We start from the raw sequence: 15,201 nt of genomic DNA on the forward strand, positions 1-15,201 counted from the left end.
CCACTGACACAACAATCAAAAAGCCCTCTTGTATGAGGGCTTTTTGATTTATATTACGCGTTTGGCTTCAATCGCCTGTTTATCAGAACGAGTAAGCCTAATGCAAACACTGCCAGTGAAGCAGGCTCAGACACATTTATCAGTCGGGCTTCAAAAGTGGCTTGTGTACTGCCGTCATTGAACACCAGAGTGCCGCCAGATGTTTCGACCGGTATCATATCCCATTGCACAAACAACAGAATGTCTTCAATCGGGCTTAACGTTGAGGCCAGATCATAGTCTGGGATGAAAAAAGTATTAAACAAGTCAGCGCCACTAGCACGAGAAAGCCCGAGTAAATTACCGTTATGAAACACTCGTGTGGGTGTAATAAAGTCAAACAGACCGAAACTGTCAATATGTACGGTGGAATTGTCAGAGGCCAGAGACAGGCAGTTTGCACCACACGATACAATGTTGTCTGTATTGGAGAACTCGGTAAATGTCACTTGCTTGTTTTCGAATGGAATACCATCAAATGTGCCGGACCCAACGCCGTTAAATTCAAACTCGATCAATCCTGCATTTGCCAGGCTGCTAAAAGTTAACGCCAACGCCGCAGCAAAACCCTGAATACCTCTGATTTTCATAAATCTTCCTGAATATTTTTTTCTTATTTAAAATTTTGTTAATAAGGTAAAACGCATGTCTGGAGCGACTTAGCAATAATGAGGCCAGTAATTAACTCCCTTATAATTCAAATCGTTACGATTAATCTAATAAAAAAGTATTAGAGAGTGTAAAATTTTCTGACACAAGAATTTGTGTTTGTTGAAGTTGGAATTTTCTACCTAGCGAGGTTACGACAACCCGCACGGCCTTAACTGAAAAAGTATTGTCACTGGACCAGGCTCATACGAGCCCCGGTGTCCCGTTGAAAGCGGGGATCTCCAAACAACCGTCATTCCGGCGAAAGCCGGAACCTCCCTGGATACCTGACTAAGTCACATACCGCGAGTATGCACGGAGATGGCAGCGTGCGCGGCCATGACAGAAACACCGTCACCTTCGTCGCTATCCCGTACTTTCATCAAACCGCTATCGTAATTGCTTGCCGACTCGGGTAGAATGAGCCGCGGAGTTGGCCAGGCAATCGCCGCTTGTTAGCGTGCTAACAAGGGGAGGAAAGTCCGGGCTCCATAGGGCAGGGTGCCAGATAACGTCTGGGCGGCGCGAGCCGACGACCAGTGCAGCAGAGAGTAAACCGCCTAAGTACAGCAATGTACCGGTAAGGGTGAAAGGGTGCGGTAAGAGCGCACCGCGCAGCTGGCAACAGTTTGTGGCACGGTAAACTCCACCCGGAGCAAGACCAAATAGGATCCCGTTAAGTGCGGCCCGCGCGGGGATCGGGTAGGTTGCTGGAGCCAGTGAGCGATTGCTGGCCTAGAGGAATGATTGCCTACGACAGAACCCGGCTTATCGGCCAACTCCCCCTCTTTTGATTACAGACCCCCTGGCGGGGCCTGGACATCTTCAATTAGTGCTTTTTCTCGCTCAAACGCGCATTTTTACGATTTATCAAATCATAAATGTGGGCGTGAGAAGCCAGCATGGTGTAAGCCGGCGCTAAAAAGCCGCGCTCGTGCAGCATGGCCACCGTTTCGCCATACAGGTTGGCCAGCCGATCTTCATCAATGGTGTAAATGCCTTCGACTTTTTTATGACTGTTGTCCACAAAGCCAATGTCCAGCGAGATAGGGGTAAGCAAATCCAGTTCTACCAACGCTTTGATAAAGGCCCGGGTTTGCTGCTTGCCTTCCAGCAGCAATGCTAACAGCTCCTGTTTATCCGCCATTAGTGTGGTGGGCTGGCCCTTGTCATCAAATAACGGTTCGCCATCTTCATCACTGACCGCGGTGCTGTCAGTGTCGATGCACACCATGTGGTGGTCGCCTTCTTCATCGTGCTGCTGGCCGATATAAAACGGCCGCCGCTGAATATGCGCCGGAATGTACAAGCCTTCCCAGCGCTCGTTGTGCCAGAATAAATTTTCACCTTCTTCAAACCCTAACAGGGCAGAACAAATAAACTGGCCGGTTTCGGCATCTTTGGTAAACACAATGGGGTACTGGATGATTAGGTCACTGAACTCACTGAGCACCACAGGCACAGTGTGTTCTTGGGCACCGGTTTGGGCTACTTTGTCAGGGCGAATCTTTAGCTGGTTATGCTGATGAGGATTAAGCGCAACAAAATGTGACATCACAATCTCCTAGGGTAACCTGACAAATAAAAAAATATTCCGAGTAATCGGCATACATACGCACGTCAGCAGACGATTTGTTCATGCAAAGGTAAAAAAAGTGTAAACGCCGCCGTCAGCGGCCCGCTACACTATCATTGTGATGGGGGTAAAAAAAGGCTAGTGGCAGTGCCGGTGGACTACTCAGTACGACGACGGCCGTGGGGGCTAAGCTGCCAGGCCATGGCCAGTAGCAGAATAAACAGCATGGGTAACACCAGCACACCGATGTTCACATCGAAGCTGGCCTGAATTAAATACGCCAGTGTGGCGGTCTGAATGCCCAGCAGCAGACCATTATGCTGCGGTAGTACCGACACCTTGAAACAGCGGTGTAGCAAAAGCACCAGGGGCACCGCCAACAGAAAAAAGCCGATCAGACCCTGACTGGCCAGGGTTTCCAGATAATCATTGTGGGCACGTTTAGACATTTGCGAATTACCCAGCTCCAGCGGTTTGTACTGATGTTGAACCAGCGGATAGGTGCCGGGCCCGGTGCCCAGCCAGGGCGACTGCATCCAGGCTTCGGTGGCGGTCTGCCGTAGCAGAGTACGACCGTTATCCGCCATTGCCTGGCTACTGAAGCGTTCATAAATGGAGGTCTGGGTAAAGCCGGCCCCGGCCAGAATCAGCAACACCGCCCCGCCGGCCAGCCACTTAGGCTGAACAATCACTGTCCACAGCGAACGCTGGCGAGCCAGCAATAACAAGATGCACAGTCCGGCAGCCAGCAGTAGTGCCAACAATGCCCCCCGAGAACTGGTATTGAGCAAGGTTAACAGCATGATGAGACTGGCTACACTGCCTGCCATCACAGCCCGATTGCGCTGTGGCCGGGCCAGAGCTGCGTCCGCTGTCAGGCCGAGTGCCAGGCACACGCAAATCACCATATACAGAGCATATTGGTTTTTATAGCTAAAGGTGCCGCGGATCCCCTCCTGCCAGCTAAAATCCCATGGCGGAATAGCGGCCACTACTTCATAGTCGCCACCGGTGGCGTAATTAAGCTGAGAATACAGCGCGGTCAGGGTGCCGCCGACCACAATAGCCCAGGCCAGCTGGACCACGCGCTGGCGTGTTTTGCATACCGCCCACACCAGCAATAAGCCAGTCACCAAACCGGCAAATTTAAGCAGCTCCAGCGCACTGGCTTGCCAGCCCACGGTGAGGTGAGCACTGCCGCCAGGCGCTAAGTTCTGCTGCCAAATGGCAGCAGCCGGGTTGAGCCAGGCTACCCAGCTCATGGGCACCGGCATCAAAAACAGAGCGCTATACAGCAGCCAGCCCACCAGCCATATCACCACCGCCCAGGCGCTGCGACTGAGCGATGACAGCGGACGATGAGCCAGCAATAGGCAGCTTAGTACCAGTAACATAGGGCTAACTATAAACAGCTGCTCAAACGGCAACTCGGCGCCATGTAGCCAGGGCACAATCAGCACCATACTGATCAGGGCAAAGCGGCCCAGCGCGCCAAAGGGATCACTGGTAAATATCATTGACCGCCTGCGCTTCTAATATACGTAATCTGGCAGAAGTTTCCCGGTTGGGGGAGCAACAGGTAAACGGCGACACGATTTTGTGGCGGGCCATGGCGGCCAGTAAAATCTCACGGGTAGACGGTTCGCGCAAAGCGCCAGTGATCATGGGGATCGCTTGCTGCTGAACGATTGGTGGCAAGCTATACCAATGCTGCACGACAACTGGGCCGACCCATTCCTGGACCTGCTTTTCGTACGGCGCCATCTGTAACACTGTGCTTAGCGCATCGATCATTTGCTGTTGCGGTCCGGTGTGGGCATAGACCAACACCTGTAAAGCCAGCGGGCCAAAATGACTGGGCCGAGCGCGCTGTGCTGCAAGCAGGGCCTGGTGGGCAGCGTCAAAATAATGCTGGCTGGTGGCATGCTGACCTTGAACAAAATACAGTTTGGCCAGTGTGGTGTGCACTGCTCCGTCATGCGGCAATACCTGTGCGGCGGCTTCAAGCTGCTGCATCGCCTGGGCGAGTTGAGCTGTATCCGGCAGGCGCTGGCCGCTGAACCAGTCATTGACCTGATTGGCCATCCGGTGGGCGGCAAAATAGGCGGTGCCAGCGCGCAGTCCCCACAACCCGCCACACACTGCGGCGATAAGCAGAACAATCCCCACTATCCGGCGGCTACGGCTGTGGATGCGTAGTGTATTTAAGCGGCTGGCAGTGGCAGCAGAAGGCGTTGGCATCAAACAAATCACATCATTTCGTCACAGGTTGTACGGTTGCAGACACTGACCAGACCATGTTGACCGGTGCATCGTAAGCCTGGCCATCTAGAGGAGGTGTTCCGACCATGAGTACTGTATCCTATCTTAGGCGGGGCTACCTTATTCGTTTTGTGCTGCCGCGGAGGCGCAGGGAGCCAGATTGTCCTGGATCACAGCCTCAAGCTGCGGGGCGGAGAAGGGTTTGGCAATATAGTCGGTCATGCCGGCTTCCAGACAGAATTCGCGATCGCCTTTCATGGCATTGGCAGTGAGCGCGATAATCGGAATATGCATATTTCGTTCACCCGCTTCACCAGCCCGGATCCGGCGGGTGGCTTCAAATCCGTCCATTTCCGGCATGTGGCAATCCATGAGGATTATATCAAACGGCGTTTTGATTTGTTGCAGTGCCGCAAGGGCCTGTTTGCCATTCCCGGCCGTCATCACTTTATGCTTGGGCATATTTTCCCGGGCGATAAGCTGATTGATTTCGTTATCCTCCACCAGCAGCACGCGGGCCACCCGCGAGCGCTCGGCATCGGCTTTTGTCACTGTGCTGCTGGGTAACTGATACAGCGCATGCGAGCATTTTTGCAGCTGTAGGGTAAAGATAAACTGGCTACCCACCCCTTTTTCACTTTGCACCGTGATGTCACCTTTGCACAACTGACAAAGTTGGCGGGTGATGGCCAGGCCCAGTCCGGTCCCACCAAACCGGCGCGTGGTGGTGCTGTCTTCCTGGGTAAACACATCAAAAATCGAGGCCAGTTTGTCGTCGGCGATACCTATCCCCGAGTCGCGTACGCTGCCGGTGAGTTTCCAATTGTTTTTATCGCTTTTAAGCGCAAGTGACAGGCGAACCTGCCCATTTTCAGTGAACTTCACCGCATTACTTAACAAGTTGCCCAGAATCTGTCGCAGCCGGACGGGATCGCCCTGGACCTGCTCGATTCCTTGAAAGGTGGTTTGCACCTGCAGGTCGATATGTTTTTGCGCACATAGTGGCTCATACTGCTGCACAATGGTGTCTATGAGCAAGGGCAGATTAAACGAGATGGCTTCGATCTTAAGCTGGCCAGCTTCGATTTTGGAAAAGTCGAGAATGTCATCCACGATATGCTGCAAATTGCGCAGACTTTGTAACGCCAGCGATAAATAATGCTGCTGGCTGTTATCCAGCGCTGTTTTGTCCAGCAGTTTCAGGGTGCCGTCAATGCCGTGTAAGGGGGTGCGTACCTCATGGCTCATACTGGCTAAAAAGCTGGATTTCATACGCGCAGAATCTTCGGCTTTTTGGCGCGCTTCTTCCAGATACTGGCGGGCTTTTTCCTGTTCTGTCACATCCTGGAAAAATGCCACATAGTGAGTCACTGTCTCACCATCGGTAACCGGGTTTAAGATCACCCGGGCATGAAACGTGCGCCCCGTGCGATGATGCAGGCACAGGGTTTGATCAATGGGCTTGCCCTCACTGACCCGTTTTTTAATCAGGCGTAGATTCTCAATCCCACTGGCAATGCCGGTAAGGAGGGTCATGGGTTTGCCCTTGGCATCGGCAAAACTAAAGCCCGAAAGCTTGGTGAAGAAGTCGTTCACATACACGATGGATAGCATACCATCGTGCAATTGACCGATGGCGATGGCCACCGTGGCAGATTCCATAGCATGGGTCATTAGACGGTTGCGGCTTTCCAGCGTGCGCCGGGCGGTTATGTCATTGCCGACTAAAATTTTGCCGATGACTTCGCGCTGCTCGTTAACAAAGGGCAGCTGCATCCATTTTATGGTGACCGGACCCTGTTCAGTATGTTGGTACTGCTGGTCCAGGGTGTCTGTCTGATTGTCTATCTTATCCAGAATCTGATTAAGGGTTTTTTGGGAAAAAGCACAATCACGCGCCAGAGCTTGGTACTGATGGTTGGATAACAATATTCGGTTATGGGTATCCAGCACCACCAACACTTCTTCCAGCGAGTCAATCACATTGGAAAACTGTCGGTTAGACAGTGTGATGGTCATTAAATTGGTCGTGAGCTGATTAAATGCATTGCGAATGTTGCTTAGCTCTTTGGCTTCATCGTGTGGCGCTGCGGCGACATGTGGGTTTTGAAATTGCAAACCACTGGCAATGGAAGTGTACAAATCGGAAAGGGTGGCCGCAGCCAATCGCGCCGAGCGTCGCATGGCATACAAGCTCACCACCAATGCGCCGCCGATGCAGCTCAATAATACCGGCAACAGCCAAAATACCGGTTGGTAAGCTGTGGTCAGCGGTGCCATAGAATGAATGTTTACATTTTGCCAGCTATCGGAGTGAATCACCCAACTGGCAAACCGGCCGGCTACAAAGGCCTGGCCAGGCTGTAGCACCGAGGGTGCTGATGAGTAGAGTACAGTGCCCATTTCATCGGTGACAAAGTGGGTGGCTTCGTCGGTGCGCTGGTAAATCAAATGATCAATGGAAGGACTGTGCACCACTAGAGCGCCCTCCACCGACGTGCCCAAATAAACCGGTACCGCCAGTAACGCACCATGTTCGCCCAGCAAACTGACCGAACGCCCCTGTTCCAGCACACTGCCTTGCCAATAGGTAACCAGTGCCGGGGGCAGGGTGCCCGGCCAGTTTTTATCGATGATGGGGGTGCCAGCAAAATCGTATAAAGCCAGCCCCATATTCTGAGCCCGGCTCAAACGCAGCGTGCGAAAAAATAGCGGCAGATAGGTGTCGCGTTGCTGCAGGTCGATAAAACTGTTGATAATGATATCGTTGGCCGCGATGCTTTCCAGTAGCAACAATGTGTCGTTTAGATTATTTTGCAGGTCATCGCGGACCTGTGCTACCTGAACACGTTGGGTATCAGCCACTTGTTGTTGGGCGAAGTACACCGCCATTGCGCCTAACACCAGGCAAATCGCAAACAAGGCTGCCAGTAACTTGGGCAATAACGTCCGTTGTAATAGTTGCGCCAGCGACAGCTTGTCGGCCATGGGTTACCTCTGAATAGGGATCAAATGCCCGTGTTTATCAAGTTTTGCCATAAAATAATCATCAGCCCACAGGGCATCGTGCCGTGCGTGCGAAAATGCCGGCGCATAGGTTTTAACCGCGCCCTGGTAGGGCGGCAATTGCTCCAGGGCTACCCGCAAGCTGGCTGCCTCAGTGGTGCCGGCCTGTTTAGCAGCTAACGCCAACAAGTGGACCAAATCATACGCATGAGCCAGGCCCACCACCGCCGGTACAGCATGTTTATGCGCAACCGGACCGTATGCCTGCGCGTACGCCTGATACAGGTGCTGGGCGCGGGCGTGGGTCTGATGTAAAAAACTAAATGTCTGGATCACCGAAATGTCCATGCTAGCAAGGATAGACGAGCCCACCAGATTTTTGAAATTTCCACTGCCAATTCCCCAATGCGAAATCACCGGCATGTTGTCACCCATGACTTGGTGCAAAGCGCGGGTGATAGTGGCGCCCTCAGGCGCATTGGCTACCAGAATCACTGCTGTGGCAGCGCTGTCGGCAATGGCCTGGGCATCCTGCAAAAAGGTCGACTGCTGCCAATTGATCCAGGTGATTTTTACAATCTCTATGCCCTGTTGCTGAGCGGCCTGGGTCAGTGAGGTTACGTTGGAGCGGCCCCAACCAGTGCGCTCCAGCGCCAGAGCGATGCGTTGATGGCCCATGGCTTTAGCATGGCGGATGAGTACCTCGGCAGCTTCGCTATCGCGAATCGACACGCGAAACACGTTGTTGGGTTCAAAACCATTATCTACTAATGGGGTGCCGGCCGCCCAGGGGCTCAAGTACAATAAATCGTGCTGGTGCACGGTCCCCAACTCGGCAATGGCCACCGGGGTATGGACTCCGCCCATCACCGCCAGCAGGTTATCCAGTTTGACCAAGGATTGTAGGTTAGCCAGCCCGCGCCCTGGATTGCCACGGTGATCCTTGTGGATCACCTGGAGCGGGCGGCCTAAAATTCCTCCGGCTTGATTAAGTTCGTTGACCGCCAGTTGCACCCCCTGGGCAATGGCGTTGCCACCTTCCACCGCCACCGTGCTGAAATCAGCGTTGATGGCAATGATAAGAGGCGCTTTAGTGGCGGTTTCATTCGCAGCGGCGGGCGATCCTACTGCGAAAAAAGGCAGTAACAAGCTCATTAAAAAGAAAAAAGTGCGAACAGCCATATCGACATCTTACGTTAAAAAAAATTCATCGTGATCACAGCATAGAAGGTCTTGCGTGACATGCAATTAGACAAAGGATGTGATCAAACTAAGCGGAACAGTAAGATATTGCGTAATTAGAGTGTCGGGTGGCAAACATCCAATGTGCAAATGTTGCTAAATCATCTTATTTTACCTTAAGGAGAGACCCTATGCCGGCAGCGCGGCCGCCTACCATTATTGATGTGGAAGCCTCGGGATTTGGTCCTGACAGCTACCCGATTGAAGTGGGGGTGATCCGTGATGATGGTGAGCGCTATTGTTGCCTGATCCGACCACAGCCCAACTGGCAGCATTGGGATGATAGCGCGCAGGCCTTGCATGGGATTAACCGACAGGAATTGTTCACCTACGGCCGGGATGTGACTACGGTGTGCCAGCAGCTAAATAGCTTTATCACCGCTCAAACCGTGTATTGCGATGGCTGGGTGGTGGATTATCCATGGCTTATCAAGCTGTTTGATGCCGCTGCCATGAGCATGAATTTTCGGGTGTCATCGCTGGATTTTTTGCTTAAAGAAGCTCAAATGGATGTGTGGCAGCGGGAAAAAGAGCGGCTGTTGAGCCAGTTTCATGAGCGACGCCACCGGGCCAGCTCGGATGCCGAACTGATCCAGTTAACCTACATGGCGTCGTTGCCCGGCTGATGGGCCGCTAAACATTGTTATCAGAAAAAATACTGCACCCCTATCACTACGCTGCTTAATTCCAGCTCACCCACTTCACGGTATTCATATTCGACCGCCAGGTTTAACGTCTCTGTCTGACCGAGCTCCCAGCCCAGGGCGGCAGCAATACCCGCATTGTCTGGCAAATAAACCCGATTGGGGGTGTGATAATGATGCGTGTTACTGGTTTGCAGCGCCGCAAAGATGCGCTGGGAGTGCGCAGCATCCAGTGCTCGATGGGCCTGTAGCCGAATGGAATCGATGGGGCGCAAATTATCTATTTCATCAATCCACACAGTGTCGCGGGGCAGTTCACGGCTGACATTCACCCGAAATGACCAGCGCGGCAAGCGTAGGCTGTTAAATGACATATCCGTCTGATATTGCGAATTAATGACTTGCGTAACCGACGCTGGCGCAGGAATGTCCAAGGGCGCAGCTGCCCACGCCCAGCTTCCTTGCATGATCCCGATGCTTAATAAAATTACCTTTAATTTCATTGTATTACGTCCATTTTTTTTGGCCCTGGTTTAGCGCCGCAGCGTTCTGCTTATGCCATTTTCTACGGTAATAATTTCAGTGTAGTTTAAAAAACAACCAGCGCGAATTTTGCTGGCAAAAATGCCCATTGCCGACTAGCTTTTTAGATAATGGGGCAATCCCAAATGTGCCTTTGATGCACAAGCTTGCCAGCCCAGATCAGGGTTTGACCGAGCATAACAACTTTCTTCTTTTCATCATCAGGCGGAGACACTCCTATGCCAACACACTGGGCGTTTGAGCGAATATTTTTGATCACTGATGCACCAGTGGACGGGCAGCCGGTGACCTTTATCAAACTGGGGCTGGTGGCTGTGGAGCCAGATAAAACGGTGACAGTGGTGGATGTGGGCGGGCGCTATAGCCTGGAAGTGAGTCAACAACCGCCTGGCTGCAGGCAAAAACATTTGCTGACACCCAGCCTCATCGTGCCATTGGCTGAGCCACAATTTGCGCAAATCTGGCCGCACACATTAGGCCGGCGTATGGCCTTTACCCGAACCACATTGGAGTGCCGCACCGGCCATGCGGTGGTTGAAGATTATGCCGGGAATTTAGCGCCGCTGCGCTTGTTGCGCATGGGCTTTGATACAGAACTGGCCAGCCACCGCTTTACACCGCCGTCGTTTGCCGGAGCAGAAGTGACTGCTAACAAAAGCTTTAGCATGCTGGCCCTAATAAAATATGGCCTGCCTGAACTGACCATGCCGGCCAGCCAGGCAGGATTTGCCGGCTAGTTACAGCGACTGACGCAGCGCGTCGGCTTTATCGGTTTGCTCCCATGGGAACGCATCGCGGCCAAAGTGGCCATAGGCCGCGGTGGGGCGATAAATCGGCCGCTCCAGGTCGAGCATCTTAATCAGACCATACGGGCGCAGATCAAACTGTTCACGCACCAGCGCCACCAAGGTCTTCTCGTCCACCTTTCCTGTACCAAAGGTTTCGATACTGATGGACGTCGGCTCGGCCACACCAATGGCGTAAGAGATCTGGATCTCGCAGCGCTCGGCCAGGCCGGCAGCCACAATATTCTTGGCCACATAGCGGCCGGCATACGCTGCTGAGCGGTCAACCTTAGACGGATCTTTACCCGAAAATGCGCCGCCACCATGACGGGCCATGCCGCCGTAGGTATCAACAATGATTTTGCGCCCGGTCAGGCCGCAATCACCCATCGGGCCGCCAATTACAAATCGGCCGGTGGGATTGATATGAAAGCGGGTAGAGCGAGTCAGCCACTGTTCCGGCAGTACTGGTTTGATGATCTCTTCCATCACGGCTTCACGCACCTGCTCGGTGGTCACGCTGTCGCAATGCTGGGTCGACAATACAACAGCGTCGACGCCGACCGGCTGGTCGTTTTCATAGACAAAGGTAACCTGGCTTTTGGCATCCGGGCGCAAAAAATCCAGCTTACCGGATTTACGTACTTCGGCTTGCTTTTGCACCAGGCGGTGCGCATAGGTAATCGGCGCTGGCATCAGTACATCGGTTTCATTGCTGGCATACCCAAACATCAGGCCCTGGTCCCCGGCACCCTGTTCTTCCGGTGCGGCGCGATCTACACCCTGGTTGATATCCGGTGACTGTTTGCCGATGGCATTTAAAATCGCGCAGGAGTCGGCATCAAAGCCCATGTCAGAATGGGTGTAGCCGATCTCTTTTACCGTTTGACGGGTCAGTTCTTCAATATCCACCCAGGCCGATGTGGTCACTTCGCCGCCTACCAGTACCATGCCGGTTTTGACGAATGTTTCGCATGCCACACGGGCTTTGGGGTCCTGTTCAAGAATGGCATCCAACACCGCATCAGAAATCTGATCAGCGATTTTGTCAGGATGCCCTTCGGAAACGGATTCGGATGTAAATAACTGCGTTGCCATGATGACTCCGTAAGGTTTGTTTGGCCTGATAATGGCGTTAATTGTACTAGAAGAAATATAGAATGCCAGTCTTTACTTCTGGACGTCTAAAAGTCTGTTTGTCAGCTTTGCTTGACAGCTATTGCCGCTTACCGCCACCCACGAATTGGACGCTTTAAGCTGGCTGGGGCCGAAAACCCATTGCAGTAGGCTATCGGTTAGGTAAGAATAGTTTCAATTTTTTCAAATCCCGGGCCATTTCATCGCAGTGAGCCAAACAGTCGTGCTTACGTATGTGCTGGTCCGTTGGAACAAAACCAGGAGACATCATGCCCACTCGTCGAGAACTCGCCAATGCTGTTCGTGCGTTAAGTATGGACGCAGTTCAAAAAGCAAAATCCGGCCATCCGGGCGCCCCTATGGGCATGGCCGATATTGCACAGGTGCTTTGGTGTGATTATTTGTCACACAACCCTACCAACCCAGACTGGGCAAACCGCGATCGCTTTATACTGTCCAATGGGCACGGTTCCATGTTGCTGTATTCGTTGCTGCACCTGACCGGCTACGAGCTACCGATTGAAGAGCTGAAAAATTTCCGTCAATTGCATTCTAAAACCCCGGGTCACCCCGAATATGGCTATGCGCCGGGTGTGGAAACCACCACTGGCCCATTAGGCCAGGGCTTGAGCAATGCCGTAGGCATGGCAATTGCCGAAAAAGTACTGGCAGCGCAGTTCAACCAGCCTGAGCACGACATTGTTGATCACTATACCTACACCTTTTTAGGTGACGGCTGTCTGATGGAAGGGATCTCGCACGAAAGCTGCTCGCTGGCCGGCACCTTAGGCTTAGGCAAGCTGATTGCCTTTTATGATGACAACGGCATCTCCATTGATGGCGAAGTGGAAGGCTGGTTTACCGACGATACTGCTGCGCGCTTTAAATCCTATAACTGGCAGGTCATTGAGCATGTGGACGGCCACGATGCTGACCAGGTGCGTCAGGCCATCGAAAGCGCTCGTGCCAATACCAGTCAGCCAACGTTGATTATCTGTAAGACCATCATCGGGTTTGGCTCGCCGAATAAGCAAGGCTCAGAAAGCTGTCACGGCGCCGCGCTGGGTGAAGATGAAATTGAACTGACCCGTAAAGAGCTGGGTTGGACTGCACCGGCTTTTGAAGTGCCATCAGACATCTACGCTGAGTGGGATGCCAAAGAGCGCGGCCAAAAAGCCGAGCAAGACTGGCACGATGCCTTTGCCCGCTACGAAGAAGCGTACCCGGAACTGGCCGCAGAATTTAAACGCCGCGTTGCCAATGAAGTACCGGCTGATTTTGTCGCCAAAGCTGACGAATACATCGCCAAGCTGCAAGCCAACCCGGAAACTGTGGCGACTCGTAAAGCTTCGCAAGCTGCACTGAATGCCTACGGCCCGTTGTTACCCGAATTGCTGGGCGGCTCGGCTGACCTGGCCGGCTCCAATCTGACTCTATGGGATGACTCCAAAGGGGTGACCAAAGACGATGCCAGCGGCAACTACTTGTTTTATGGCGTGCGTGAATTTGGCATGTCAGCCATGATGAATGGCATCACCTTGCACGGCGGCTTTAAAGCCTACGGTGCCACGTTCCTGATGTTTATGGAATATGCCCGTAATGCGGTACGCATGGCGGCGCTGATGAAAGCGCCGGCAATTTTTGTGTATACCCATGATTCTATTGGCTTAGGCGAAGATGGCCCGACTCACCAGCCGGTGGAACAAATGGTGGCGCTGCGCTCCACCCCGAACCTTGACAACTGGCGTCCGTGTGACCAGGTGGAGTCAGCAGTGGCCTGGAAACAGGCGATTTTGCGCACCGATGGCCCCACCACACTGGTGTTTACCCGTCAGGGTGTACCGCAACAAGAACGCACCGATAAGCAACTGGCACTGGTGGAAAAAGGTGGATATATCCTAAAAGACACCGACGGTACGCCGGATGTGATCCTGATTGCCACCGGCTCGGAAGTGCAGTTGGCCATGGAAGCAGCGCAGCAACTGGCCGACGCCGGCACCCTGGTGCGGGTGGTTTCTATGCCGTCTACCGATGTGTTTGATCGTCAGTCGCCGGACTACCGTGAACAGGTGCTGCCTGCTGCGGTAAGCAAGCGCGTAGCGGTGGAAGCACTGGCCAAAGACAGCTGGTACAAATATGTGGGCTACACCGGTGCGGTTGTAGGCATGGACACCTTTGGTGAGTCTGCGCCAGCGGGAGACTTGTTTAAACACTTCAACATTACCACTGACGCGGTTGTTGAGGCTGCCAGGTCGTTACTGTAAGCCGATGCTGCGAATTGCCATCAACGGCTTTGGCCGAATTGGTCGAAATGTGCTGCGCGCCCTGTATGAAACCGGGCGCAATCAGCACATTCGCGTCGTGGCTATCAATGAGGTGGCCAAACCTGAAGGCATTGCACATTTACTCAAATACGATACCGCCCACGGGCGGTTTCGTTTTGATGTTGCCTTAAAAAATCATCACCTGGAGGTGGCCGGCGATACCATTGCCTTGAGTGCCTGTGACGATATCGGCGGGTTGCCGTGGCAGGAGCTGGCGGTGGATGTGGTGCTTGATTGCACCGGTACCTATAGCGACCGGGCAGCCGGCGAGGCGCATTTAGCGGCCGGTGCTAAAAAGGTACTGTTTTCACAGCCTGGCAGTGGCGATCTGGATGCCACCATCATCTTTGGCAGCAATGAAGATACGCTGCGCCCGCAGCATAAGCTGGTGTCTAACGGCTCCTGCACCACCAACTGCATAGTGCCGGTAATCCAGGTACTGGACAGCCACTTTGGCGTGCAAAGCGGCACTATCACCACCATTCATTCATCCATGCACGATCAGATGGTGATCGATGCTTACCATGATGACTTACGCCGGACCCGTGCAGCCAGTCAGTCCATCATTCCGGTGGATACCCGCCTTGCCCGGGGAATTGAACGCATTTTGCCGCAATTTGCCGGCAAATTTGAAGCCATCGCGGTGCGCGTGCCCACCATCAATGTCACCGCCATGGATTTGAGTGTGACCCTGGCTGAACGGGTCAGCATCAGCGAAGTCAACCAGGCGCTCAAAGCTGCCCGTCAGGGCCGCTTGTCCGGCATTTTAGACTATACCGAAGAGCCACTGGTGTCGGTAGATTTTAATCACGACCCTCATTCATGCATTGTCGATGGCACCCAGACCCGGGTCAGCCATGGCCAGCTGGTCAAAACCCTGGTTTGGTGCGATAACGAATGGGGCTTTGCAAACCGTATGATAGACACCGCCCAGGCGATGTATCATGCCGGCAGTGTAGAGTAAATATATCGGCAGGCCGGCCTGACCGGCTGCC

At 53.2% G+C, this 15,201-nt stretch carries 12 protein-coding genes and 1 other RNA gene; 5 read left to right on the plus strand and 8 right to left on the minus strand.

The window, feature by feature from the left end; genetic code table 11:
- Window positions 1–53: 53 nt before the first annotated feature.
- Window positions 54–629, minus strand: coding sequence for a hypothetical protein (locus ACTUJZ_RS06555; RefSeq protein WP_463635493.1), 576 nt, complete (start codon window positions 627–629; stop codon window positions 54–56).
- 487 nt (window positions 630–1,116) lie between these two features.
- Between ACTUJZ_RS06555 and rnpB the strand changes: the two genes are divergently transcribed.
- Window positions 1,117–1,474: RNase P RNA component class A (gene rnpB / locus ACTUJZ_RS06560), an RNA gene on the plus strand.
- Between the two features lie 42 nt (window positions 1,475–1,516).
- Here rnpB and ACTUJZ_RS06565 read toward each other — a convergent pair.
- From ACTUJZ_RS06565 to ACTUJZ_RS06585, 5 genes are all read right to left on the minus strand, one after another.
- Window positions 1,517–2,242 carry a SapC family protein gene (locus tag ACTUJZ_RS06565; RefSeq protein ID WP_463635494.1) on the minus strand — a complete coding sequence of 242 codons (726 nt, stop codon included), beginning with the start codon at window positions 2,240–2,242 and terminating at the stop codon, window positions 1,517–1,519.
- Between the two features lie 179 nt (window positions 2,243–2,421).
- The gene (locus tag ACTUJZ_RS06570) at window positions 2,422–3,780 is read right to left on the minus strand and encodes an O-antigen ligase family protein (protein WP_463635495.1); all 1,359 of its coding nucleotides are present in this window, start codon (window positions 3,778–3,780) and stop codon (window positions 2,422–2,424) included.
- Complete coding sequence (locus ACTUJZ_RS06575) at window positions 3,764–4,504, minus strand: hypothetical protein (protein ID WP_463635496.1); 741 nt, start codon at window positions 4,502–4,504, stop codon at window positions 3,764–3,766. The genes ACTUJZ_RS06570 and ACTUJZ_RS06575 overlap by 17 nt, the downstream gene beginning before the upstream one ends.
- A gap of 141 nt (window positions 4,505–4,645) precedes the next feature.
- A complete protein-coding gene (locus ACTUJZ_RS06580; protein ID WP_463635497.1) occupies window positions 4,646–7,513 on the minus strand; it encodes an ATP-binding protein in 2,868 nt (955 codons plus the stop codon).
- Window positions 7,514–7,516: 3 nt separating this feature from the next.
- Window positions 7,517–8,713, minus strand: coding sequence for an ABC transporter substrate-binding protein (locus ACTUJZ_RS06585; RefSeq protein WP_463635498.1), 1,197 nt, complete (start codon window positions 8,711–8,713; stop codon window positions 7,517–7,519).
- Window positions 8,714–8,904: 191 nt separating this feature from the next.
- On the opposite strand from ACTUJZ_RS06585, the gene ACTUJZ_RS06590 reads away from it, so the two are divergent.
- Window positions 8,905–9,399, plus strand: coding sequence for a 3'-5' exonuclease (locus ACTUJZ_RS06590; RefSeq protein WP_463635499.1), 495 nt, complete (start codon window positions 8,905–8,907; stop codon window positions 9,397–9,399).
- Between the two features lie 20 nt (window positions 9,400–9,419).
- On the opposite strand, the gene ACTUJZ_RS06595 is transcribed toward ACTUJZ_RS06590, so the two are convergent.
- Entirely contained in the window at window positions 9,420–9,920 is a 501-nt protein-coding gene (locus ACTUJZ_RS06595; RefSeq protein ID WP_463635500.1) for a hypothetical protein, read from the minus strand.
- A 258-nt stretch (window positions 9,921–10,178) separates the two neighbouring features.
- Between ACTUJZ_RS06595 and ACTUJZ_RS06600 the strand changes: the two genes are divergently transcribed.
- Window positions 10,179–10,697, plus strand: a complete 519-nt coding sequence (locus ACTUJZ_RS06600) for a CYTH domain-containing protein (protein ID WP_463635501.1) — start codon at window positions 10,179–10,181, stop codon at window positions 10,695–10,697.
- Here ACTUJZ_RS06600 and metK read toward each other — a convergent pair whose 3' ends face one another.
- Entirely contained in the window at window positions 10,698–11,843 is a 1,146-nt protein-coding gene (gene metK, locus ACTUJZ_RS06605) for a methionine adenosyltransferase (RefSeq protein ID WP_463635502.1), read from the minus strand.
- A 308-nt stretch (window positions 11,844–12,151) separates the two neighbouring features.
- Between metK and tkt the strand changes: the two genes are divergently transcribed.
- Together tkt and epd are read left to right on the plus strand one after the other, a co-directional pair.
- Window positions 12,152–14,146: a transketolase gene (gene tkt, locus ACTUJZ_RS06610; RefSeq protein ID WP_463635503.1), complete on the plus strand. Its 1,995-nt coding sequence runs from the start codon at window positions 12,152–12,154 to the stop codon at window positions 14,144–14,146.
- A 4-nt stretch (window positions 14,147–14,150) separates the two neighbouring features.
- Window positions 14,151–15,170: an erythrose-4-phosphate dehydrogenase gene (gene epd, locus ACTUJZ_RS06615; RefSeq protein WP_463635504.1), complete on the plus strand. Its 1,020-nt coding sequence runs from the start codon at window positions 14,151–14,153 to the stop codon at window positions 15,168–15,170.
- Window positions 15,171–15,201 lie beyond the last annotated feature (31 nt).

It is taken from the genome of Alteromonas sp. WD8-37, from assembly GCF_055326825.1.

Coding starts and splice junctions, on each gene's coding strand:
- ACTUJZ_RS06570 (WP_463635495.1), bottom strand. CDS start 3,780: ATGATATTTACCAGTGATCCCTTTGGCGCGCTGGGCCGCTTTGCCCTG.
- ACTUJZ_RS06555 (WP_463635493.1), bottom strand. CDS start 629: ATGAAAATCAGAGGTATTCAGGGTTTTGCTGCGGCGTTGGCGTTAACT.
- ACTUJZ_RS06565 (WP_463635494.1), bottom strand. CDS start 2,242: ATGTCACATTTTGTTGCGCTTAATCCTCATCAGCATAACCAGCTAAAG.
- tkt (WP_463635503.1), top strand. CDS start 12,152: ATGCCCACTCGTCGAGAACTCGCCAATGCTGTTCGTGCGTTAAGTATG.
- metK (WP_463635502.1), bottom strand. CDS start 11,843: ATGGCAACGCAGTTATTTACATCCGAATCCGTTTCCGAAGGGCATCCT.
- ACTUJZ_RS06575 (WP_463635496.1), bottom strand. CDS start 4,504: ATGCCAACGCCTTCTGCTGCCACTGCCAGCCGCTTAAATACACTACGC.
- ACTUJZ_RS06595 (WP_463635500.1), bottom strand. CDS start 9,920: ATGAAATTAAAGGTAATTTTATTAAGCATCGGGATCATGCAAGGAAGC.
- ACTUJZ_RS06600 (WP_463635501.1), top strand. CDS start 10,179: ATGCCAACACACTGGGCGTTTGAGCGAATATTTTTGATCACTGATGCA.
- ACTUJZ_RS06585 (WP_463635498.1), bottom strand. CDS start 8,713: ATGGCTGTTCGCACTTTTTTCTTTTTAATGAGCTTGTTACTGCCTTTT.
- ACTUJZ_RS06590 (WP_463635499.1), top strand. CDS start 8,905: ATGCCGGCAGCGCGGCCGCCTACCATTATTGATGTGGAAGCCTCGGGA.
- ACTUJZ_RS06580 (WP_463635497.1), bottom strand. CDS start 7,513: ATGGCCGACAAGCTGTCGCTGGCGCAACTATTACAACGGACGTTATTG.
- epd (WP_463635504.1), top strand. CDS start 14,151: ATGCTGCGAATTGCCATCAACGGCTTTGGCCGAATTGGTCGAAATGTG.